A 19,364-nucleotide genomic window follows, 5' to 3' on the forward strand; every position below is an offset into this window, starting at 1 on the left:
GTCAGCGGCTCCCGGCCGTGACGGGCCCGTCGGCGTCCTCGTCGGCGTCGGCGGCGTCGTCCTCGCCCTTGCGGCGCAGCACCCAGAAGAGCCCCCCACCGAGGCCGAGGGTCAGCGCGAGCCCGGCCACCCCGGCGATGGCGCCGCTCGCCCAGGCGTTGTCGACGCCCTCGGTCGTGTAGTCCGCGAGCGGGCTGGCCGCGGTGGGCGAGTCCTCCGCCCGGTCGAGGAAGCCGGTCTCCTCCGCGACGAACTCCAGCCCGTCGGGGTGGGAGGAGGCGAAGTAGCTCAGCCCGGCGGCCACCAGCACGCTGACGAGCAGGAACGCCGCGAAGAAGCGGCGGTTGGACCGCGCTCCCCCGCTCACGCCCGCTCCCCCGTGGGGGTCGCGGCCGCGACGCGCGCGGCGGTCTCGGCGCGCCGTGCGGCCAGGGCCGGGCGGGCCCCGTGGACGAGGTCGGGCCGTGAGGCCACCACCGCCCCGACCACCAGCGCCGTCACCACGGCCTCGCCCACGCCGATGGCGAGGTGCCAGGTGAGCATCGCGGTCAGCACCCGGTCGGTGGCGATCGGCGCGGTGCCGCCGACGGCGAAGAGCGCGGTGAAGACGAGCGACGCGACGGGCACGCTGACCAGCGCGGCGACGGCGGCTGCCGGGGCGACGCTGCTCAGCCGCCGCGGCAGGATCGCGCGCACGGCCACGAAGACCAGCCAGCCCACGGCGACGCCCACGAGGGCGAGCAGCGTGATGTTGGTGCCGATCGCGGTGATCCCGCCGTCGGCCATGAAGAGCGCCTGCACGATCAGCACGACGCTGACGCACAGCACCCCGGTCCACGGACCGACGAGCACGGCGGCCAGGGCCCCGCCCATGAGGTGGCCGGAGGTGCCGGCACCGACGGGGAAGTTGACCATCTGGGCGGCGAAGACGAAGGTCGCGACCAGCCCGGCCATGGGCGCGGTACGGTCGTCGAGCTCGCGGCGCGCACCCCGCAGGGCGACCGCCACGGCCCCGGCCGCGACCACCCCGGTCGCGATCGACGTCGGCGCGTCGAGGAATCCGTCGGGTACGTGCATGTCGCGAGCAAACACCTTCTGCAAACTGTTCGCAACTAGCCGTTCGGAGAGCCCGTGACCCAGACCGACGCCACGCCCCCTGCCCGGCTGTCCCCCGGCGACGTGGCCCCCGACTTCACCCTGCCCACCGACGACGGCGGCGAGGTCTCGCTGGCCGACCTGCGCGGACGCCGCGTGATCGTCTACTTCTACCCCGCCGCGATGACGCCCGGCTGCACCAAGCAGGCGTGCGACTTCAGCGACTCCCTGGAGTCGCTGCGGTCCGCCGGCTACGAGGTGGTGGGCATCTCCCCCGACAAGCCGGCCAAGCTCGCCCGCTTCCGCGAGCGCGACGGCCTGGGCATCACGCTGGCCTCCGACGAGGACCGGTCGGTGATGACGGCGTACGGCGCCTTCGGCGAGAAGAAGCTCTACGGCAAGGTGGTGCAGGGCGTGATCCGCTCGACCGTCGTCGTCAACGAGGACGGCACCGTGGAGGTCGCGCAGTACAACGTCAAGGCCACCGGTCACGTCGCCAAGCTCCGCAGGGACCTCGGGCTGGAGACCTCCGCCTCGTAGGATCGTGCCGCCTCGGCCGGAGTGGTGGAATCGGCAGACACGCGGGCTTTAGGTGCCCGTGCCTTCGGGCGTGGGGGTTCGAGTCCCCCCTCCGGCACGTCGTGGCACGGAACATCCCCGGGGTGGCGCGACGTTGTGACAGCCATGCGAGCAGCGATCTACGACGAGTTCGGCGGCCCCGAGGTGCTCGAGGTCCGCGACGTCCCCGAGCCTCCCGTCGGGCCCGACAGCGTGCTGGTGCGCGCCCGCGCCACCAGCGTCAACCCGGTCGACTGGAAGGTGCGCCAGGGCTACCTGCAGGGGGCCCTGCCCCACCACCTGCCCATCGTGCCCGGGTGGGACGTCGCCGGCGTCGTCGAGGCCGTCGGTCCCGCCGTGCGCACGGGGCTGGTGCCCGGTGACGAGGTCTACGGCTACGTGCGCCGCGACGACGTCGCCCTGGGCACCTCCGCCGAGCTGGTCGCCGCGCCCGAGCGCACCCTGGCTCCCAAGCCCGCCTCCCTCTCCTTCGAGGAGGCCGCCGCCCTGCCGCTGGCGGGACTGACGGCCTACCAGGCCCTCACCGAGGGGCTCGAGGTCACCGACGGCGACCGGGTGCTGGTGCACGCCGCGTCCGGGGGCGTCGGCCACCTGGCCGTGCAGATCGCCAAGGCGCAGGGCGCGCACGTGGTGGCGACGGCGAGCGCCGGTGCCCACGACTGGCTGCGCGAGCTCGGGGCCGACGAGGTGCTCGACTACACGGCCGGACCGATCAGCGAGCAGCTCGCGGCCGGCAGCGGCAAGGTCGACGCCGTGCTCGACCTGATCGGGGGCGACGCGCTCGACGACGCCCCCCGGCAGGTCGAGGGCGGCACCCGCATCGTCTCCGTGATCGACCCCGCCGTCAGGGACCTCGGCGGCACCTACGTCTTCGTACGCCCGGACCGCGAGGGCCTCGAGGCCCTGGCCGCGCTCGCCGACGACGGCCGGCTGCGCGTGCGCGTCGCGGCGACGTACCCGCTCGAGGAGATCGCCGCGGCGCACCGCCACTCCGAGGAGGGCCACCCGGGCGGAAAGGTCGTCGTCACCCTCTGAGGTCACTACAGTCCGGCCATGGACAGCGCGCTCACCACGGTCGGGCTGCCGCTGGCCCTGGCCGTCATCATGCTCGGCCTGGGGCTCGACCTGACCCTGGAGGACTTCCGGCGCGTCACGCGCCACCCGCGTGCCGTGGTCGTGGCGCTGGTGTGCCAGCTGGTCGTGCTGCCCGTCTTCTGCTTCGGGCTGGTGCTCGCGCTCGACCTGCCGCCCCTGCTCGCGGTCGGCATGATGCTGCTCGCGTCGTCCCCCGGTGGCACCACGGCCAACCTCTTCAGCCACCTCTTCCACGGCGACGTCGCGCTCAACATCACCCTGACCGCCATCAACAGCGTGATCGCCTTCGTCACGCTGCCGCTCATCACCGGCTTCGCGATCTCCTGGTTCGACCTCGCCGGCGAGGTCTCGCTGCCGCTCGGCGAGGTGCTCGGCGTCTTCGCGATCATCCTGGTGCCGGTGGTCGTGGGCATGGTGGTGCGGGCCCGGCGGCGCGACTTCGCGGAGCGGATGGACCGACCGGTGCGCGTCGGGTCCGCGGTCGTGCTGGCCGTCCTGGTGCTCGGGATCCTGCTCGACCAGCGCGAGGACGTCGTCGGCTACCTCGCCTCCGTCGGAGTCGCCTGCGCGGTCTTCTGCGCGACCAGCCTGGTCCTCGGGTACGCCGTCCCGCGCGCGCTCGGCGTCGGCGTGCCGCAGGCGATCGCCTCGTCGATGGAGATCGGCGTCCACAACGCGACGCTCGCGATCTTCGTCGCGGTCGAGGTGCTGGGCAGCACCGAGGCCTCCGTGCCGGCGGCGGTCTACTCGCTCTTCATGTTCGCCTTCGCCGTCGCCTGGGGCTCGCTGCTGGTGCGGCGCACCTCGGTGGCCGCACCGGCCGCCTGAGCGGGCCTACGACGTGAGCAGCGTCGCGACCTGCGGCGCGATCTCGCGCAGCGCACGGCCGCGGTGGGAGACGGCGTCCTTCTGCGCCGGCGTCATCTCCGCCGACGTGAGCTCGCCCTCCTGGTCGTCGGGCACGAAGAGCACGTCGTAGCCGAAGCCCCCCTCGCCGCGCAGCTCGGTGATGACGCGGCCGCGCATCACGCCCTCGACCACGACGGTGCGCCCGTCGGGCAGCACGCACGCGACGGCGCAGCGGAACTCCGCACCGCGGCGCTCCGCCGGCACGTCGGCGAGCTGGTCGAGCAGCAGCCGGTTGTTGCGCTCGTCGGACTTCGGCGGCCCCGACCACCGCGCCGAGAGCACGCCGGGCATGCCCTGGAGCGCATCGACGCACAGCCCGCTGTCGTCGGCGATGCAGGGCAGGCCCGTGGCGGCGACGCCGGCCCGGGCCTTGAGCAGGGCGTTGCCCTCGAAGGTGGGCTGGTCCTCGACCGGCTCGTCGTACGCCGCCACGTCGGCGAGGCCGAGCACCTCCACGTCGGGCACGTGCGCGACGAGCAGCCGGTGCATCTCGGCGACCTTGCCGGCGTTGCGCGAGGCCACGACCAGGCGTGCAGCGTCAGCCATCCGCGAGCGCCTGCTCCTGGATGCGGGTCAGGTCGGCGCAGCCCTTGACGGCGAGGTCGAGCAGGCCGTCGAGCTCGCGGCGGTCGAAGGCCGCGCCCTCGGCGGTGCCCTGCACCTCCACGAAGCTGCCCTGCCCGGTCATCACGACGTTCATGTCGGTCTCGGCGCGCACGTCCTCCTCGTAGGGCAGGTCGAGCCGGGGCAGGCCGTCGACGATGCCGACCGAGACGGCCGCGACCGAGCCGGTGAGCGGGTCGCCGGCGAGCGCCCCCTGCGTGCGCAGGTGGGCGACGGCGTCGGCGAGGGCGACGTACGCCCCGGTGATCGCGGCGGTGCGGGTGCCGCCGTCGGCCTGGAGCACGTCGCAGTCGAGCACGATGGTGTTCTCCCCCAGCGCCCGGTAGTCGATCACCGCACGCAGCGAGCGGCCGATGAGGCGGGAGATCTCGTGGGTGCGCCCCCCGATGCGGCCCTTGACCGACTCGCGGTCGGAGCGGGTGTTGGTGGCCGACGGGAGCATCGCGTACTCCGCGGTCACCCAGCCGAGCCCCGAGCCCTTGCGCCAGCGCGGCACACCCTCCGACGCCGAGGCGGCGCACAGCACGCGGGTGCGACCGAACTCGACCAGCACCGACCCCGCCGGGTGGTCCTGCCAGTGGCGGGTCACCCGGACGGGGCGGAGCTGGTCGTCGGCCCGGCCGTCAGCACGCGAAGTCATGCCGGCGACCCTAGTGGGCCTCTCGTGGGCCTCGAGAGGGTGGCTACTTCACCTCGGCCCGCAGCACCCGCCACACGCCGATGGCGAGCGGGAGCAACAGCCAGATCGCGCCCGAGACCGCGAGGTGGGCCCACTCCTCGCCCTCGATGCTCCAGTCGAAGAGCGGGCCCTGCGCGGCGCTGAAGTCGATCCACGGCTGGATGTCGCGCACCCACTCGAGCAGCGCGGCCGCGAGCAGGAAGACCGGCGGGAGCACGAAGGAGTAGAGGAAGAAGACGACGATCGCGGCCGCCGTGTTGAGGAAGAGCGCGGCCAGCGCGAAGCCCGACAGCATGCCGATCGTCTGGAGCAGCAGGAAGCCGGGCACCGAGACCTCCCCGAGGCTCCAGGACGCCCCGTCGCCGGAGAGCAGGCCGTAGAGCAGGTTGCAGATCGCGGCGATGCCGGTGGCGACCACGGCCACCACCAGGGCCAGCAGCAGCCCCGCGACCAGCTTGGCCAGCACCACCCGCGTGCGCCGTGGCTCCAGGGTGAAGGTCACCATCGCGGTGCGCTGGTTCCACTCGCTCGTCACCAGCATGATGCCGAGCACGGGCAGCAGCACGGCCGTCGTGTAGTTGGTCGTGGAGAAGAAGGTGCCGAACTCCGGCTCGAAGTCGTCCTGGGTCAGGCCGACCGCGACCACGATGGCCATGCCGAGGGCGGCGAAGGCGGCGATGACGATGAGCAGCCACAGCCCGGCGCGGGTGTCGTAGCTCTTGCGCAGCTCCACCCGCAGCTGGGTGAGGAAGGAGATCGGCTTGGTGTGCGAGAGGTCGAGGGTGGTGCGGGGGTCGGGAGTGGCGGTGGTCGTGCTCATCGGGTCGCTCCGGCGGTCGAGGCGGACGGGTCGGTCTGGGGGGCCGGCGAGGCACCCACCTGCTCGCGGGCGTCGCCCGCGGTGAGCTGGAGGAACATCTCCTCCAGCCCGGCGCCGTCGGCCGGGCGCAGCTCGACGAGGACGACGCCGGCGCGAGCGGCCACGCGGCCGATCTCGACGGGGTCGCACTCCGCGCGGACGCCCTGGTCGCCCGAGGTGACGGCCTCGACGCCGGCCTCGCGGAGCGCGGCCGCCAGCGCGTCGGGCTGCTCGGCGCGGGCGAACGACCCACGGGTCTGCAGCAGCTCGGCCTTGGTGCCCTGGGCGACGATCTTCCCACGCCCGATGAGCACCATGTCGTCGGCGATCATCTCCACCTCGTGCAGCAGGTGCGAGGAGAGCAGCACGGTGCCGCCCTGCGAGGCGAAGGACCGCAGCAGCCCGCGCATCCAGTGGATGCCGGCCGGGTCGAGGCCGTTGGCCGGCTCGTCGAGGACGAGCACGGAGGGGTCGCCCAGCAGCGCGTTGGCAATGCCGAGCCGCTGGCGCATGCCCAGGGAGTAGTTGCGCACCCGGCGCTTGGCCTCGGAGCCGTCGAGGCCGACCAGGGTCAGCATCTCCTCGACCCGGTCGCGACCGACGCCGATCGTGCCGGCGGTGATGCGCAGCACTTCCCGGCCGGTGCGGCCGGCGTGCTGGGCCGAGGCGTCGAGCAGCGTGCCGACGTGGCGGGCAGGGTTGGGGATGTCGTGGTAGCGGTGACCGCCGATCGTGATGCTGCCCTGGTCGGGGTGCGTCAGGCCGACCATGATGCGCATGCTGGTGGTCTTGCCGGCCCCGTTGGGGCCGAGGAAGCCGGTGACGCGGCCGGGGCGAGCGGTGAACGACACGTCGTCGACCGCCGTGAACCCGCCGTACCGCTTGGTGACGTGGTCGAGCTGGATCATCGAGGATTCCTTCCGGGAGCCATGCCGTCAGCCTGGCCGCTGCGGTCGCCCCCGCGCGTCGGCCCGGGGACTCTGGTCGCGCGACCAAAGTACGACGCCGCGCCCGGCTGGGCGCGTCTCCGGGACGATGCCGCGCCGCCCTCCTCGCTCCTAGGGTGGGGGCGTGCCCGACGACCGTGCTCCTGCCGACGCTCCGTGGCAGCCGCGGCTGAGCGTCTGGGGCCACACCTGGCGCTACCTGCTCATGCTCGCGGTCTCGGCGACGGCCTTCGGCATCACCGTCTCCGAGGCCCCCGACGGCAGCGAGGCGATCCTGGCGGTCGACCTGCTGCTGGGTGTCGTCTCCTTCGTCGTCGTCGGGTGGCGACGACGCTTCCCGCGGGCGGTGGCCGTCGGCCTGACGCTCGTCGGCATCGCCTCCGCCGCCTCGGCGGGCCCCGGCATCCTCGCCGTGGTCTCGCTGGCCACCCGGAGGCGGTGGGCCGAGGTCGTCGGCATCGGCGTGCTGTCGGTGGTCTCGGCGCAGCTCTGGGCGGCCACCAGCCCCGGCGCCGGCACCGACCCCTGGTGGCTCACGCTGAGCTTCAACGTCGTCATCGTCACGGCCTTCCTCATGGCCGGCATGTACGCCGGCTCCCGCCGTGAGCTGCTGTGGTCGCTGCGCGACCGCGTCGAGCGGGCCGAGTCCGAGCAGGCGCTGCGCGTGGAGCAGGCCCGCGCCACGGAGCGGCAGCGCATCGCGCGCGAGATGCACGACGTGCTCGGCCACCGGATCTCGCTGGTGACGATGCATGCCGGCGCCCTGAGCTTCCGCGAGGACCTCGAGCGCGAGCAGGTCTCGCAGAGCGCCCAGGTGATCCTCGACAACGCGCAGCTGGCGATGAGCGAGCTGCGCTCGGTGCTCGGCGTGCTGCGGGGCGACGAGGGCGAGCTCGCGCCCGACCAGCCACCGCCGACGCTCGCCGACGTCGAGACGCTGGTGGCCGAGGCCGACGCCGGTGGGGCCCGGGTGCACCTGGTGCAGGACCTGCCCCCCGGAGCCACCGTGCCCCCCGGCGTCGCCCGGACGGCGTACCGCGTGGTGCAGGAGGGCCTGACCAACGTGCGCAAGCACGCCCCCGCCGCGCACGCCACGGTGAGCCTCGGCGGCGCCCCCGGCGCCGGTCTCGAGGTGTCGGTGGCCAACCCGCTGCCGGCGTGGGGGCACCCCACGACGGGCGCGGGCTTCGGCATCGTCGGGCTCACCGAGCGGGCCGAGCTGAGCGGCGGCACGCTGCGCTCGGCCGTCGAGGGCGGACAGTTCGTGCTGGAGGTGACCCTGCCGTGGCCGGAGTGACCCGCGTGGTGCTGGTCGACGACGACCCGCTGGTGCGCTCCGGCCTGGCACTCATCCTCGGCGGCGCACGCGACCTCCAGGTCGTGGCGCAGGCCGCCGACGGCGAGGAGGCGCTCGAGGTCGTGGCCCGCGAGCGGCCCGACGTCGTGCTGATGGACATCCGGATGCCCCGGCTCAACGGGCTCGAGGCCACCGAGCGGCTGCTCGCCCCGGCCGAGCCGCCGGCCGTGCTGGTGCTGACCACCTTCGACGCCGACGAGCACGTCGTGCGCGCCCTGGCGGCGGGCGCCGCCGGCTTCCTGCTCAAGGACACCGCCCCCGACCTGATCGTCGACGCGGTGCGCCGGGTGGCGCGCGGGGAGCCGATCCTCTCGCCCAGCGTCACCCGCCAGCTGATCGCCCAGGTCCAGCAGCTCGGCGCCGCCGGTCCCGACGCCGAGGCCGAGGCCGCCCGCGACCGGCTCGCCGCGCTGACCGACCGGGAGCGGGAGGTCGCGGAGGCCATCGCCCGGGGCCTCTCCAACTCCGACATCGCCCGCGAGCTGCACCTGAGCGTGCCGACCGTGAAGACCCACATCTCGCGACTCTTCACCAAGCTGCGGGTCGACAACCGCGTGCAGATCGCCATCGCCGTGCTCGCGGCCGCCCCCGACTCCTGAGGAGCCGGGCTAGAGGTCGTAGACCTGCCCCGGGGCGGCGAGGGCGATGTCGCCGGCGTACTCGCCCCGCGCCTCGGCCAGCACCGTGGCCGGGTCGTGCCAGGGCGGGATGTGGGTGAGCACGAGCCGGCGGGCCCCCGCGCCGGCGGCGGTGCGACCGGCCTCGGCCCCGGTCAGGTGCAGGTCGGGAGGGTTGGGAGCGCCCTCGAGGAAGGACGCCTCGCACAGGAAGAGGTCAGCGTCGCGGGCGGTGTCGTCGAGCCCGTGGCAGACGCCGGTGTCACCGGAGTAGGCGACCGAGCGGCCGTCGGCGGTGACCCGCAGGGCGTACGCCGTGACGGGGTGCACGACGCGCCGCGCGATCACCGAGAAGGGACCGAAGGTGATCGCGGTGGTGCCGTAGGGGCGGAAGTCGAACTCCTCGGTCATGCCCGGGTCGGGGTCGAGGTCGTAGGCCCGGGCCATCCGCCCCGCGGTGTCGGCCGGACCCCAGACCGGGATCCGCGGCAGCGCGCCGTCGGGGTGGTACTTGCGCATCACGTAGTAGCCGCAGAGGTCGAGGCAGTGGTCGGCGTGCAGGTGCGAGAGGAAGACCCCGTCGATCCCCTTGGCGTCGGTCAGCGACTGCAGCGTGCCGAGCGCCCCGCTGCCGAGGTCGAGCAGGATCCGCCAGGTGCGGCCCGCGTGGTCGGCCTCGAGGAGGTAGCAGCTGGCGGAGGACCCGGGTCCGGGGTAGGAGCCGGAGCTGCCGACGACGGTCAGTCTCATGGCACCCTCACGCCGAGGCCCACGCGCCGGCGAACTGCGTGGCCTGCTGCAGCTCGGGGCCGAGGAAGCGCTGGCCGACGGTGGCGAACTCGTCGGGCTGGCCGGTGGTCACGAAGACGTGGGCAGCCGTGGCGTCGTCGGGGCGCTCCAGGCCGTGCTCGATCAGGGTGCGGTAGACGTCCTTGGCGCACTCCTCGGCGCTGCTCACGAGCGTCACCTGCTCCCCCATCACGAAGGAGATGACACCGGTCAGCAGCGGGTAGTGGGTGCACCCGAGGATCAGGGTGTCGACGCCGGCCGCGACCAGCGGGTCGAGGTACTCGTGCGCGACGGCCAGCAGCTCGGGGCCGCTGGTCACGCCCTGCTCGACGAGGTCGACGAAGCGAGGGCAGACCTGGGTGTGCAGCGTCACGCCGGGCACCGCGGCGAGCGCGTCGGCGTAGGCCAGCGACTGGGCGGTCGCCCGGGTGCAGATCACGCCGACCTCGCCCGACCGCGTCGCGGCCACCGCACGCCGGGCGGCCGGGAGGATCACCTCGACGACCGGCACGTCGTAGCGCTCGCGGGCGTCGCGCAGCACCGCCGCGCTGGCGGAGTTGCAGGCGATGACCAGGGCCTTGACCCCCTGCAGGACCAGGTGGTCGAGGCACTCCAGGGCGTACTCGCGGACCTCGCCGATCTGCTTGGGCCCGTAGGGCTGCCGCGCGGTGTCGCCGAGGTAGACCACCGACTCGTGGGGCAGCTGGTCCATCACCGCCCGGGCGACGGTCAGGCCCCCGAAGCCGGAGTCGAAGATCCCGATCGGCGCGTCACTCACGAGAGGACACGCTAGTCGCCGACGCGCCGCTGCGGGGGGAACGAGAGGAGTGCCACAGCCACCACGTGCCCGCGAGCGGCAGCAGCAGCGGCACGTAGCCGTAGCCCGCGCCGAAGCCGGACCAGACCGTGGCGTCGGGGAAGTCGGCGCGGTCGAGCAGCGTCACGGCACCGACCACGAGCACCCCGACGAGCTCGACGCCCACGGCCGTCCACGCGAGCCGCCGGCGTCCGGTGGCCAGGGCGTAGGTCGCGACCACGTAGACGACCGCGGCCAGCGCGGAGAGGCCGTAGGCCAGCGGTGCCTCGGAGGCCTTGGTGAGCAGCTGGTAGGACGACCGCGCGGTCGCGGCGACGGCGAAGACGCCGTAGACGAAGACCAGGGTGCGACCCCAGCCGGTGCGCAGCTCGGGCGAGCGCGGCGCGCCGCTCACGTGCCGGCCGCCCAGATGTCGTGCAGCCGCAGCAGCAGGAAGGGCACGACCAGCACGGCGACCAGCAGCGCGGCCGTGCCGCCGCGCGACCTCTCGCCGTGCGACCAGACGATGCCCGCCGGGATGCAGAAGGGGACGAGCAGCAGGTAGCCCAGGTACTCCCAGACCGGGACGTCGCCGCGGTCGCCGAAGAGCCGCACCACGCCCCAGACCGTGACGACGAGCACGCTCGCGGCGACCAGGCCGAGGAAGTCGAGCAGCAGGCCACCGGGCTGCCGGTTGCGGACCATCTCCACGACCAGGCCGACGGCGGCGACGCCGCACAGCGCGGCGACGCCGACCATCAGCAGGTCCATGAGCGCCCCGGGCTCGCGCTCAGGCCCACAGCTGGCCCTCGAGCTGCTCCTCGGCCTCGTCGACGGTGCCCTCGTAGGCGCCGGTGGAGAGGTACTTCCAGCCGCCGTCGCAGACCACGAAGGCGATGTCGGCGCGCTCCCCCGCCTTGACCGCCTTGGCCGCCTGGCCCAGGGCGGCGTGCAGGATGGCGCCGGTCGAGATGCCGGCGAAGATGCCCTCCTGCTCGAGCAGCTCGCGGGTGCGGCGTACGGCGTCGCGCGGCCCGACCGAGAAGCGGGAGTCGATCAGCGACTCGTCGTACAGCTCGGGCACGAAGCCCTCGTCGAGGTTGCGCAGGCCGTAGACCAGCTCGCCGTAGCGCGGCTCGGCCGCGACGATCCGGACCTCGGGCTTGTGGGCCCGGAAGAAGCGGCTGGTGCCCATCAGGGTGCCGGTGGTGCCGAGCCCGGCGACGAAGTGGGTGATCTCGGGGAGGTCGGCCAGCAGCTCGGGCCCGGTGCCCTCCTCGTGCGCGAGGGCGTTGGCGTCGTTGCCGTACTGGTAGAGCATCACCCAGTCGGGGTGCTCCTGGGCGACGAGCTTGGCGACGCGCACGGCCTCGTTGGAGCCGCCCGCGGCGGGCGAGGAGACGATCTCGGCCCCCCACATGCGCAGCAGCAGGCGGCGCTCCTCGGAGGTGTTCTCCGGCATCACGCACACGATGCGGTAGCCCTTGAGCTTGGCCGCCATCGCCAGCGAGATGCCGGTGTTGCCGGAGGTGGGCTCGAGGATGGTGCAGCCCGGGCGCAGCGTGCCGTCCTTCTCCGCCTGCTCGATCATCCGCAGCGCCGGCCGGTCCTTGATGGAGCCGGTGGGGTTGCGGTCCTCCAGCTTGGCCCACAGCCGCACGTCGGGGGACGGCGAGAGCCGCGGCAGCCCCACCAGGGGGGTGCCGCCGACGGAGTCGAGCAGGTTGTCGAAGCGCATGGGGGCGCGGCTCAGCCGCCCGCGACCGCCGGCAGCACCACGACCTGGTCGCCGTCGGAGAGCTCGGTGCCGAGGCCGCCGGTGAAGCGGACGTCCTCGTCGTTGACGTAGAGGTTGACGAAGCGGCGCAGGTCGTCGCTGCCGTTCTTCGCCTCCACGAGACGGTCCTTCAGGCCGGGGTGGTTCGCCTCCAGGTCGTCGATCAGGTCGGCGAGGGTGCCCCCGCTGCCCTGCACCTCCTTGGCGCCGCCGGTGTAGGTGCGCAGGATGGTGGGGATGCGGACGTCGATGGACATGCTCAGTACCTCTCCACGAGCGTGACCTCTTCCTCGGTCACCTCGCCGTCGATGATGCGATACGACCTGAACTCCACAGGTCCCTCGCTATTCCCGTGCTCACGTGTGCTCACCAGCACGTAGTGGGCGCCCGGCTCGCTGGCCAGGCCGATGTCGGTGCGGCTGGGGTAGGCCTCCGTCGCGGTGTGCGAGTGGTAGACCACCACCGGCTCCTCGTCGTTGCTCCACATCTGCTTGTACAGCGCCAGCAGCTCGGTGGAGTCGAACTCGTAGAAGGTCGGCGACCCCGCCGCGTTGACCATCTCGACCAGCCGCTCGGGCCGGTCGCTGCCCTCGGGACCCGCGACGATGCCGCAGGCCTCGTCGGGGTGGTCCCGCTTGGCGTGGGCGACGATCCGGTCACGGATCTCGGTGGTCAGCGTGAGCACTGCTCAAGCCTAGGGGGAGGGCGTGCGGAGCTCGGCGTCAGGCCGCACTGCGGACGAGGGTCTCCTGCAGGAAGCCCAGCCAGTCGTAGATGTCGTGCACCTGCGCGCGCGGGTCGTCGTCGTCGAGCTCGGCCCAGCGCTCCTCGTCGCCGTCCTCGATGCCCAGCCGGGTCGCGATCGCCAGCCGCATGTCGGTGAAGGTCCGCAGCCAGGTCATCGTCGCGGCGGCGTCGAGCTCGACGTCGATGAAGACGCCGTCCTCGGGCTCGGCGGTGAGTCCGGCCTCCTCGAGGGCCTCGATCACCGCGGCCGCCCCGGCCGCCTTGCCGTCGCGCAGCGCCGCCTCGGTGAAGCGGCGGAAGTCGGCGGCCGCCTCGTCGTCCTCGGCGTACGCCGTGGGGAAGAGCCGGGCGAGCACCGGGTCGTCGGGCGCGGTCGTGGGTCCGCTGAAGTCGAGCATCTGCTCCAGGGGGTCGGCATCGCTCGGCGCCGCCTCCTCGTGGCGGAGCAGCTCGATGAGCTGGGCGGCCAGCGAGCGCAGCAGGTCGGCCTCGAAGACGGTGAAGGTCGCGAGCGCCGCGCCGCTCCTGCGGTGCCTGCGGAAGCCGGCGCTCATCGGTGGCTCCTCGGGTCGCTCACGGCTGGTCGGACCTCTGCAGCGTGGCCCACAGACCGAACTCGTGCATCGCCTGCACGTCGCGCTCCATCTCCTCGCGGGAGCCGGTGGAGACCACCGACCGGCCGTCCTCGTGCACCTCCATCATCAGCTTCTCCGCCTTGCGCTTGGAGTAGCCGAAGTAGGTCTGGAAGACGAAGGTCACGTAGGACATCAGGTTGACCGGGTCGTTCCACACGATCGTCACCCACGGCGTCGCGGTCTGCGCGAGGTCGGCGACCTCGGGCTCGTCCAGTTCGACCGGTGAGGTGGACACGGCCCCATTGTGCACAGGGCCGCCGACCCGGCGGGCGCGCCGGGTGGGCCGGCGCCCCGCTGCCGGAGCGCGCCACGCCCTAGATTGACCCGGTGACCACTGCCCCGGGCGCCGTGCCCGCGCCGTCGCCGGAGCCCGCCTCCACGGCGCTGCTGACCGACCACTACGAGCTCACCATGCTGCAGGCGTCGCTGGCGTCGGGCGCCGCGCACCGGCGCTCCTACTTCGAGCTCTTCCCCCGCCGGCTGCCCGAGGGACGCCGCTACGGCGTGGTCGCCGGCGTCGGTCGCGCCCTCGACGCGATCGAGCGCTTCCGCTTCGACGACGCCGAGCTGGCCTTCCTGGAGGAGCAGCGCATCGTCGACGCCCGCACCCTGGCCTGGCTGGCCGACTACCGCTTCTCCGGGCACGTCTGGGGCTACCGCGAGGGCGAGGTCTACTTCCCCTTCTCGCCGGTGCTCGTGGTCGAGGCGAGCTTCGCCGAGGCCGTCCTGCTGGAGACCGTGCTGCTCTCGATCTACAACCACGACTCCGCCATCGCCTCGGCCGCCTCGCGCATGACCTGGGCCGCCGGACGCCGGCCCTGCATCGAGATGGGCTCCCGCCGCACCCACGAGTGGTCGGCCGTGGCCAGCGCCCGGGCGGCGTACGTCGGCGGCTTCACCGCCACCTCCAACCTGATGGCGCGGCGGCTCTACGGCGTCCCCTCGACCGGCACCAGCGCCCACTCCTTCACGCTGCTGCACGACACCGAGGAGGACGCCTTCCGTGCCCAGCTGAGCTCGCTCGGCGCGAGCACCACCCTGCTCGTGGACACCTACGACGTGGCGGGCGCCGTACGCCGCGCGGTCGAGCTCGCGGGCCCGGGGCTGGGCGCCGTGCGGCTCGACTCCGGCGACCTCGGCATGCTCGCCCACGAGGTGCGCTCGCAGCTCGACGACCTCGGCGCGGTCGACACCCGCATCATCGTGACCTCCGACCTCGACGAGTTCGCCATCGCCGGTCTGGCCTCGGCACCGGTCGACGGCTACGGCGTCGGCACCGAGCTGGTCACCGGCAGCGGCGCCCCGACCAGCGGCTTCGTCTACAAGCTCGTCGCCCGCGAGGACGACGAGGGCCGCCTGGAGTCGGTCGCCAAGCGCAGCTCGGGCAAGGTCTCGATCGGTGGCCGCAAGTACGCCCTGCGCCGCCTGGGCCCCGACGGGCGGGCGAACGCCGAGGTGGTCGGCGTGGGCCGGCCCGACCACGACCAGCAGGACGCGCGCGCCCTGCTCGAGCCGCTGGTGCGCGACGGCCAGCCGGTCTGGCGCGAGCCGCTCGACGTCGCGCGCGACCGGCACCTGCGGGTGCGCGAGGAGCTCCCGCCCATCGCCAGGCAGCTCTCCAAGGGCGAGCCGGTGATCGAGACGCTGCTGGTGGGCGACGCCTAGCCGGCGGCCCGCGCCGGTTTCCCCGGTCGACGTGGGCGACCGTGGCCGCGACTACCCTCGCCCCATGACCCGCGGACTGATCGTCGTCGACGTGCAGAACGACTTCTGCGAGGGCGGCTCGCTGCCCGTCACCGGGGGGATCGCCGTGGCCGGGAAGGTCGCCGCGCTGCTCGCCGGCGACCACGGGTACGACGCGGTCGTGGCCACCAAGGACCACCACGTCGACCCGGGCGACCACTGGTCGATCGAGCCCGACTACGTCGACTCCTGGCCGGTGCACTGCGAGGTCGGCACACCCGGCGAGGACTTCCGTGCGGAGCTCGACCCCGCCCGCTTCGACGAGGTCTTCCGCAAGGGACGGCACGAGGCGGCGTACTCCGGATTCGAGGGCCGCTCCCCCGACGACGCGTCCCTCGCGGGGTGGCTGCGCGAGCGCGGCGTCGACGCCGTCGACGTCGTCGGCATCGCCACCGACCACTGCGTGCGCGCCACGGTGCTCGACGCCGTCGCCGAGGGCTTCACCACCACGGTGCTGCTCGACCTCTGCGCCGGCGTCGCACCCGAGTCGACCGAGAACGCGCTCGCGGCGATGCGGGAGGCCGGCGCCCGGCTGGCCTGAGCCGGCTCAGCGGCCCTCGAAGCGCGGCGGACGTCGCTCGGCGAAGGCCGCCATGCCCTCGGCGGCGTCGACGGTGCGCAGCAGCACGGCCTGGCCCGACCGCTCCCGCGCGAAGGCGCCCTCCAGCTCCGCGAGGGTGGCGGCGTTGACGGCCTTCTTGGTCGCGGCCACGGCCAGGGGGGCGGCGGCCGCCAGGCGGTCGACCAGCGTCTCCAGCCCGGCGGCGTACTCCTCGTCGGGGAGCAGGTGGGTGACCAGCCCCATGGCGAGGGCCTCCTCGGCGCCCACCCGGTCCGAGGTCAGCGCCAGCCGCATCGCGCGCGCCCGCCCGACAGAGGCGGCGAGCAGGGCGGAGGCGCCCCCGTCGGGCATCAGGCCGATCCGCGAGAAGGCGAGCGTCAGCGAGGCGGAGGCCGTGGCCACCACCAGGTCGCAGGCCAGCGCGAGGGACATCCCCACCCCGGCCGCCACGCCCCCCAGGCCGCACACCACCGGCCGGTCCAGCTCGAGCACGGCACGCACCAGAGCGTTGGCCGCGTCGACCGAGCCGCCGTCGTACCGGTCCTGCGGGTCGGGGCCGCCGAGGTCGGCGCCCGCGCAGAAGGCCGGCCCCCGGCCGGTCAGCACCACCACGCGGACGTCGTCGCGCGTCGCCACGGCGCGCAGCTCCCGCAGCAGCACCGCCGTCATGTCGCTGGTGAGCGCGTTGTAGCGCTCCGGCTCGTCGAGGGTCAGCCACAGCGCGGCCCCCTCCTGGCGCACCTGCACCGAGTCGGTCATGGCACTAGTCTGACGTGATGGTCACCACGCTCGTCATCGCCGACGAGGTCGCGTCCAACCTGACCTCCACGGTGCTGCGCGACCTCGCCCCCCAGCTCGTGCTGTCGGCCGGTGACCTGCCGTGGGACTACGTCGAGTGGGTGGCCAGCACCGTCAACTGCCCGATGGTCTACGTGCCCGGCAACCACGACCCCGAGATCCGCGAGGACCCCTCCGACCTCTTCCACGGCACCCGCCCGCTCGGGGTGCTGCACGCCGACCAGCAGGTGGTCGACGCCGCGGGGCTTCGCATCGCGGGGCTGGGCGGCTGCGTGCGCTACCGCCCCGGGCCGCACCAGTACTCCCAGCGCCAGTACGCCGGCCGCGCCGCCCGGCTGCTGCGGCGCGCCCGCCGTGGCGGCCCGATCGACGTGCTGCTCACCCACGCCCCACCCAAGGGTCTCGGCGACGGCGACGACAAGCCCCACGAGGGTATCGAGGCGCTCCACCGCGTGCTCGACCGGCTGCAGCCGACCTGGCACCTGCACGGCCACATCCACCCCTACGGGATGCAGATGCCCGACCGCCAGGTCGGGCCCACGACGATCCGCAACGTGATCCCGTGGCGCGTGCTGGACATCACCCCGCGATCCGCCGTCAAGGCGGCACGCCCGGCCTGAGAGCGGGAGACAATGGGTGGCATGGCTCGAGACACCGGATCGCCCCGCCAGGACGCGGAGAGCGACTTCCTGCGCGCGAGGCGTCACCAGACGCTCTCGCAGCTGGCCGGCTGGCTGCGGGCCGACCCGCAGGCGGCGCGTGAGAGCCTCTCCTTCACCGAGGCCGTGCAGGCACTCGGACGCCGGGGCGAGCGCCGGCTCGGCGTCCGGCTGATCCCGCTCGACCAGATCGTCGGCTCGGTCGACAAGGTGCGCGACTTCGACCGGCGCTTCCGCCCGACCTCCGACCGGAGCCGGCAGCGCTGGGAGCGGGTCTCCCGGCTCGCCCGCGAGGGCCACGCGCTGCCGCCGATCCAGGTCTACAAGCTCGGCAACCTCTACTTCGTCAGCGACGGGCACCACCGCGTCTCCGTGGCCCGGGCGATGGGGCAGCGCGAGATCGAGGCCGACGTCACCGAGATCGACACCGTCATCGACACCGAGGGGATCGGTGGGCGCCGTGACCTCGACGCCAAGAACTGGGGGCTGCGCTTCCTCAAGCGGGTCCCCCTCACCGGGCACCGCCGCGCCGCGATCAGCTGCACCGACCCGACCGACTACCACCGGCTGGCCGAGATGGTCGAGGCGTGGGCGTGCCGGCTGATGCACGCCGAGGGCGCCTACTTCGACAAGGAGACGATGGCCCGGCGGTGGTTCGACGAGGAGTACACCCCGGTGCTGGAGATGATCGACCGCGCCGGCGTCCGTGGACCCGACGAGACCGGCGCCGATGCCTACATCCGGGTCGCGGGCGAGCGCTACCGGCTCATCCGCGAGCACGACTGGAACATGGACGTGCTGGAGGTGATCCGCGACCAGCAGGCACGCCGGCGGCGCGCCTCCCCCGGCGGCTCCGTGCGCGCCTGACCCCGGGTCAGGCGGTGGCGGCCGGGGTCGGCTCGTGCGCCTCCAGGGTGAGGTTCTGGCCCGACTCCGCGTCGAAGACGTGGATCTTCGCGGTGTCGACCCACAACGTCGACTGGCCACCGGCCGAGACCCGCGAGGCGGGGTCGAGGCGGGCGTTGACCTGGGTGCCCTCGCCGTGCATGTCCTGGCCCGCGTCGGCGGCGAGGTCGGCGAGGTCGCCCGAGGTGGCGGCGTCGCCCCGCACCGTGAAGTAGGCGAAGACGTCGGAGCCCATCGACTCGACCAGGTCGACGGTGACCTCGACGGTGGAGCCTGCCTTGTCGCCGACCAGCGCGTTGTCCTCGAAGTGCTCGGGCCGGATGCCGACGATGACCTCGCGCGAGGAGCTCTGGTCGACCGCCTGTCGGATGCGGTCGGGCATGCGCAGCGAGCCGAGCCCGGTCTGCAGCGAGTCACCCTCGACCTGGGCCGGCAGGAAGTTCATCGACGGGCTGCCGATGAAGCCGGCCACGAAGAGGTTGCGCGGACGCTCGTAGAGCTCGGTGGGCGACCCCACCTGCTGCACGATGCCGCCGCGCATCACCACGACGCGGTCGCCCAGTGTCATCGCCTCCACCTGGTCGTGGGTGACGTAGAGGGTGGTGGTGCCCAGCGACTTCTGGATCCGCGAGACCTGCGTGCGCATCTGCACCCGCAGCTTGGCGTCGAGGTTGGAGAGCGGCTCGTCCATGAGGAAGGCCTTCGGGCTGCGCACGATCGCGCGGCCCATCGCGACGCGCTGCCGCTGGCCCCCGGAGAGGTTGGCGGGCTTGCGGTCGAGGTGGTGGGTGAGCTCGAGCATCTCCGCCGCCTCCCCCACCTTCTCGTTGATGGTGCTCTTGTCGACGCCGGCGAGCACGAGCGGGAAGGCCATGTTCTCCCCCACGGTCATGTGGGGGTAGAGCGCGTAGGACTGGAAGACCATGGCGATGTCGCGGTCCTTTGGCGCCTTGTCGTTGACGACCTTGCCGTCGATGCGCAGCTCACCCTGGGTGATGTCCTCCAGGCCGGCCACCATGTTGAGGGTGGTCGACTTCCCGCAGCCCGACGGACCGACCAGGATGATGAACTCGCCGTCGGCGATCTCGAGGTTGAAGTCGTCGACGGCGAGCGCGCCGTCGGGATAGCGCTTGACCACGTGGTCCAGGACGATCTCTGCCACGGTTCGCTCCTTGGGTAGGGGTCGAGGGC

Annotated in this window: 26 protein-coding genes and 1 tRNA gene; 10 read left to right on the forward strand and 17 right to left on the reverse strand. The window is 73.3% G+C overall.

From position 1 onward, the window contains the following. Window position 1 precedes the first annotated feature (1 nt). A complete protein-coding gene (locus IG63_RS23065; RefSeq protein WP_051706766.1) occupies window positions 2–367 on the reverse strand; it encodes a PDGLE domain-containing protein in 366 nt (121 codons plus the stop codon). Beyond that, complete coding sequence (locus IG63_RS0113315) at window positions 364–1,077, reverse strand: energy-coupling factor ABC transporter permease (protein ID WP_030484852.1); 714 nt, start codon at window positions 1,075–1,077, stop codon at window positions 364–366. The genes IG63_RS23065 and IG63_RS0113315 overlap by 4 nt, the downstream gene beginning before the upstream one ends. A 54-nt stretch (window positions 1,078–1,131) precedes the next feature. On the opposite strand from IG63_RS0113315, the gene bcp reads away from it, so the two are divergent. The 4 genes from bcp (at window position 1,132) to IG63_RS0113335 (ending at window position 3,597) form a co-directional block, all read left to right on the forward strand. Continuing rightward, complete coding sequence (gene bcp, locus IG63_RS0113320) at window positions 1,132–1,635, forward strand: thioredoxin-dependent thiol peroxidase (protein WP_030484853.1); 504 nt, start codon at window positions 1,132–1,134, stop codon at window positions 1,633–1,635. 15 nt (window positions 1,636–1,650) lie between these two features. Further along, window positions 1,651–1,732: transfer RNA gene (locus IG63_RS0113325), tRNA-Leu, on the forward strand. 47 nt (window positions 1,733–1,779) lie between these two features. Beyond that, complete coding sequence (locus tag IG63_RS0113330; protein WP_030484854.1) at window positions 1,780–2,709, forward strand: NADP-dependent oxidoreductase; 930 nt, start codon at window positions 1,780–1,782, stop codon at window positions 2,707–2,709. Window positions 2,710–2,727: 18 nt separating this feature from the next. Next, window positions 2,728–3,597 (forward strand): bile acid:sodium symporter family protein, encoded by an 870-nt coding sequence (locus IG63_RS0113335; protein ID WP_030484855.1) that lies wholly within the window; start codon window positions 2,728–2,730, stop codon window positions 3,595–3,597. 6 nt (window positions 3,598–3,603) lie between these two features. Here IG63_RS0113335 and rdgB read toward each other — a convergent pair whose 3' ends face one another. Genes rdgB through IG63_RS0113355 form a run of 4 tightly spaced genes read right to left on the reverse strand, consistent with a single transcriptional unit; the run spans window position 3,604 to window position 6,748 of the window. Then, entirely contained in the window at window positions 3,604–4,224 is a 621-nt protein-coding gene (gene rdgB, locus IG63_RS0113340; RefSeq protein ID WP_030484856.1) for an RdgB/HAM1 family non-canonical purine NTP pyrophosphatase, read from the reverse strand. Continuing rightward, a complete protein-coding gene (gene rph, locus IG63_RS0113345; RefSeq protein WP_030484857.1) occupies window positions 4,217–4,942 on the reverse strand; it encodes a ribonuclease PH in 726 nt (241 codons plus the stop codon). The genes rdgB and rph overlap by 8 nt, the downstream gene beginning before the upstream one ends. 43 nt (window positions 4,943–4,985) lie before the next feature. Continuing rightward, complete coding sequence (locus IG63_RS0113350; RefSeq protein WP_030484858.1) at window positions 4,986–5,801, reverse strand: ABC transporter permease; 816 nt, start codon at window positions 5,799–5,801, stop codon at window positions 4,986–4,988. Beyond that, entirely contained in the window at window positions 5,798–6,748 is a 951-nt protein-coding gene (locus IG63_RS0113355; RefSeq protein ID WP_051706768.1) for an ABC transporter ATP-binding protein, read from the reverse strand. Before IG63_RS0113355 ends, IG63_RS0113350 begins: the two co-directional genes overlap by 4 nt. A gap of 163 nt (window positions 6,749–6,911) precedes the next feature. On the opposite strand from IG63_RS0113355, the gene IG63_RS22205 reads away from it, so the two are divergent. After that, window positions 6,912–8,084 (forward strand): sensor histidine kinase, encoded by a 1,173-nt coding sequence (locus IG63_RS22205; RefSeq protein ID WP_030484860.1) that lies wholly within the window; start codon window positions 6,912–6,914, stop codon window positions 8,082–8,084. Beyond that, window positions 8,072–8,743, forward strand: a complete 672-nt coding sequence (locus IG63_RS0113365; RefSeq protein ID WP_036195537.1) for a response regulator — start codon at window positions 8,072–8,074, stop codon at window positions 8,741–8,743. Before IG63_RS22205 ends, IG63_RS0113365 begins: the two co-directional genes overlap by 13 nt. A gap of 9 nt (window positions 8,744–8,752) precedes the next feature. Here IG63_RS0113365 and IG63_RS0113370 read toward each other — a convergent pair whose 3' ends face one another. From IG63_RS0113370 to clpS, 9 genes are read right to left on the reverse strand one after another with little or no spacing between them, the layout of a single operon-like run. Beyond that, window positions 8,753–9,511, reverse strand: coding sequence for an MBL fold metallo-hydrolase (locus IG63_RS0113370; RefSeq protein ID WP_030484862.1), 759 nt, complete (start codon window positions 9,509–9,511; stop codon window positions 8,753–8,755). Between the two features lie 7 nt (window positions 9,512–9,518). Then, window positions 9,519–10,328 (reverse strand): glutamate racemase, encoded by an 810-nt coding sequence (gene murI / locus IG63_RS0113375; protein WP_030484863.1) that lies wholly within the window; start codon window positions 10,326–10,328, stop codon window positions 9,519–9,521. Further along, window positions 10,321–10,761 carry a hypothetical protein gene (locus IG63_RS0113380; protein ID WP_030484864.1) on the reverse strand — a complete coding sequence of 147 codons (441 nt, stop codon included), beginning with the start codon at window positions 10,759–10,761 and terminating at the stop codon, window positions 10,321–10,323. The genes murI and IG63_RS0113380 overlap by 8 nt, the downstream gene beginning before the upstream one ends. Continuing rightward, window positions 10,758–11,117: a hypothetical protein gene (locus tag IG63_RS0113385; protein WP_051706772.1), complete on the reverse strand. Its 360-nt coding sequence runs from the start codon at window positions 11,115–11,117 to the stop codon at window positions 10,758–10,760. The genes IG63_RS0113380 and IG63_RS0113385 overlap by 4 nt, the downstream gene beginning before the upstream one ends. Before the next feature lie 19 nt (window positions 11,118–11,136). Continuing rightward, window positions 11,137–12,084, reverse strand: a complete 948-nt coding sequence (locus tag IG63_RS0113390) for a PLP-dependent cysteine synthase family protein (RefSeq protein WP_030484866.1) — start codon at window positions 12,082–12,084, stop codon at window positions 11,137–11,139. An 11-nt stretch (window positions 12,085–12,095) separates the two neighbouring features. Then, window positions 12,096–12,380, reverse strand: a complete 285-nt coding sequence (locus IG63_RS0113395) for a MoaD/ThiS family protein (protein WP_030484867.1) — start codon at window positions 12,378–12,380, stop codon at window positions 12,096–12,098. Between the two features lie 2 nt (window positions 12,381–12,382). Beyond that, a complete protein-coding gene (locus tag IG63_RS0113400) occupies window positions 12,383–12,808 on the reverse strand; it encodes a M67 family metallopeptidase (RefSeq protein ID WP_030484868.1) in 426 nt (141 codons plus the stop codon). A gap of 37 nt (window positions 12,809–12,845) precedes the next feature. After that, a complete protein-coding gene (locus tag IG63_RS0113405; protein WP_030484869.1) occupies window positions 12,846–13,424 on the reverse strand; it encodes a DUF2017 domain-containing protein in 579 nt (192 codons plus the stop codon). Window positions 13,425–13,443: 19 nt separating this feature from the next. After that, the gene (gene clpS / locus IG63_RS0113410) at window positions 13,444–13,740 is read right to left on the reverse strand and encodes an ATP-dependent Clp protease adapter ClpS (RefSeq protein ID WP_030484870.1); all 297 of its coding nucleotides are present in this window, start codon (window positions 13,738–13,740) and stop codon (window positions 13,444–13,446) included. A 92-nt stretch (window positions 13,741–13,832) separates the two neighbouring features. Here clpS and IG63_RS0113415 point away from each other — a divergent pair, with 92 nt between their 5' ends. Together IG63_RS0113415 and IG63_RS0113420 are read left to right on the forward strand one after the other, a co-directional pair. Then, window positions 13,833–15,170, forward strand: a complete 1,338-nt coding sequence (locus IG63_RS0113415; RefSeq protein ID WP_281174296.1) for a nicotinate phosphoribosyltransferase — start codon at window positions 13,833–13,835, stop codon at window positions 15,168–15,170. Between the two features lie 64 nt (window positions 15,171–15,234). Further along, entirely contained in the window at window positions 15,235–15,789 is a 555-nt protein-coding gene (locus tag IG63_RS0113420) for an isochorismatase family protein (RefSeq protein ID WP_030484872.1), read from the forward strand. Between the two features lie 6 nt (window positions 15,790–15,795). On the opposite strand, the gene IG63_RS0113425 is transcribed toward IG63_RS0113420, so the two are convergent. Continuing rightward, on the reverse strand, window positions 15,796–16,569 hold the full coding sequence (locus IG63_RS0113425; RefSeq protein ID WP_030484873.1) for an enoyl-CoA hydratase-related protein: 774 nt from the start codon (window positions 16,567–16,569) through the stop codon (window positions 15,796–15,798). Between the two features lie 17 nt (window positions 16,570–16,586). On the opposite strand from IG63_RS0113425, the gene IG63_RS0113430 reads away from it, so the two are divergent. Together IG63_RS0113430 and IG63_RS0113435 are read left to right on the forward strand one after the other, a co-directional pair. Then, window positions 16,587–17,228 carry a metallophosphoesterase family protein gene (locus tag IG63_RS0113430; protein ID WP_030484874.1) on the forward strand — a complete coding sequence of 214 codons (642 nt, stop codon included), beginning with the start codon at window positions 16,587–16,589 and terminating at the stop codon, window positions 17,226–17,228. Window positions 17,229–17,249: 21 nt separating this feature from the next. Next, window positions 17,250–18,134, forward strand: coding sequence for a ParB N-terminal domain-containing protein (locus tag IG63_RS0113435; protein ID WP_030484875.1), 885 nt, complete (start codon window positions 17,250–17,252; stop codon window positions 18,132–18,134). Between the two features lie 7 nt (window positions 18,135–18,141). Here IG63_RS0113435 and IG63_RS0113440 read toward each other — a convergent pair whose 3' ends face one another. Continuing rightward, complete coding sequence (locus IG63_RS0113440) at window positions 18,142–19,335, reverse strand: ABC transporter ATP-binding protein (protein ID WP_030484876.1); 1,194 nt, start codon at window positions 19,333–19,335, stop codon at window positions 18,142–18,144. Between the last annotated feature and the right edge of the window lie 29 nt (window positions 19,336–19,364).

The sequence above is a fragment of the Nocardioides aequoreus genome, assembly GCF_000720335.1.
Lineage (GTDB): Bacteria > Actinomycetota > Actinomycetes > Propionibacteriales > Nocardioidaceae > Marmoricola > Marmoricola aequoreus.

Coding starts and splice junctions, on each gene's coding strand:
- IG63_RS0113330 (WP_030484854.1), top strand. CDS start 1,780: ATGCGAGCAGCGATCTACGACGAGTTCGGCGGCCCCGAGGTGCTCGAG.
- IG63_RS0113395 (WP_030484867.1), bottom strand. CDS start 12,380: ATGTCCATCGACGTCCGCATCCCCACCATCCTGCGCACCTACACCGGC.
- IG63_RS0113430 (WP_030484874.1), top strand. CDS start 16,587: ATGGTCACCACGCTCGTCATCGCCGACGAGGTCGCGTCCAACCTGACC.
- IG63_RS0113350 (WP_030484858.1), bottom strand. CDS start 5,801: ATGAGCACGACCACCGCCACTCCCGACCCCCGCACCACCCTCGACCTC.
- IG63_RS0113420 (WP_030484872.1), top strand. CDS start 15,235: ATGACCCGCGGACTGATCGTCGTCGACGTGCAGAACGACTTCTGCGAG.
- IG63_RS0113390 (WP_030484866.1), bottom strand. CDS start 12,084: ATGCGCTTCGACAACCTGCTCGACTCCGTCGGCGGCACCCCCCTGGTG.
- IG63_RS0113435 (WP_030484875.1), top strand. CDS start 17,250: ATGGCTCGAGACACCGGATCGCCCCGCCAGGACGCGGAGAGCGACTTC.
- IG63_RS0113315 (WP_030484852.1), bottom strand. CDS start 1,077: ATGCACGTACCCGACGGATTCCTCGACGCGCCGACGTCGATCGCGACC.
- rdgB (WP_030484856.1), bottom strand. CDS start 4,224: ATGGCTGACGCTGCACGCCTGGTCGTGGCCTCGCGCAACGCCGGCAAG.
- IG63_RS0113370 (WP_030484862.1), bottom strand. CDS start 9,511: ATGAGACTGACCGTCGTCGGCAGCTCCGGCTCCTACCCCGGACCCGGG.
- IG63_RS0113335 (WP_030484855.1), top strand. CDS start 2,728: ATGGACAGCGCGCTCACCACGGTCGGGCTGCCGCTGGCCCTGGCCGTC.
- IG63_RS0113425 (WP_030484873.1), bottom strand. CDS start 16,569: ATGACCGACTCGGTGCAGGTGCGCCAGGAGGGGGCCGCGCTGTGGCTG.
- IG63_RS0113405 (WP_030484869.1), bottom strand. CDS start 13,424: ATGAGCGCCGGCTTCCGCAGGCACCGCAGGAGCGGCGCGGCGCTCGCG.
- IG63_RS0113355 (WP_051706768.1), bottom strand. CDS start 6,748: ATGATCCAGCTCGACCACGTCACCAAGCGGTACGGCGGGTTCACGGCG.
- IG63_RS0113385 (WP_051706772.1), bottom strand. CDS start 11,117: ATGGACCTGCTGATGGTCGGCGTCGCCGCGCTGTGCGGCGTCGCCGCC.
- rph (WP_030484857.1), bottom strand. CDS start 4,942: ATGACTTCGCGTGCTGACGGCCGGGCCGACGACCAGCTCCGCCCCGTC.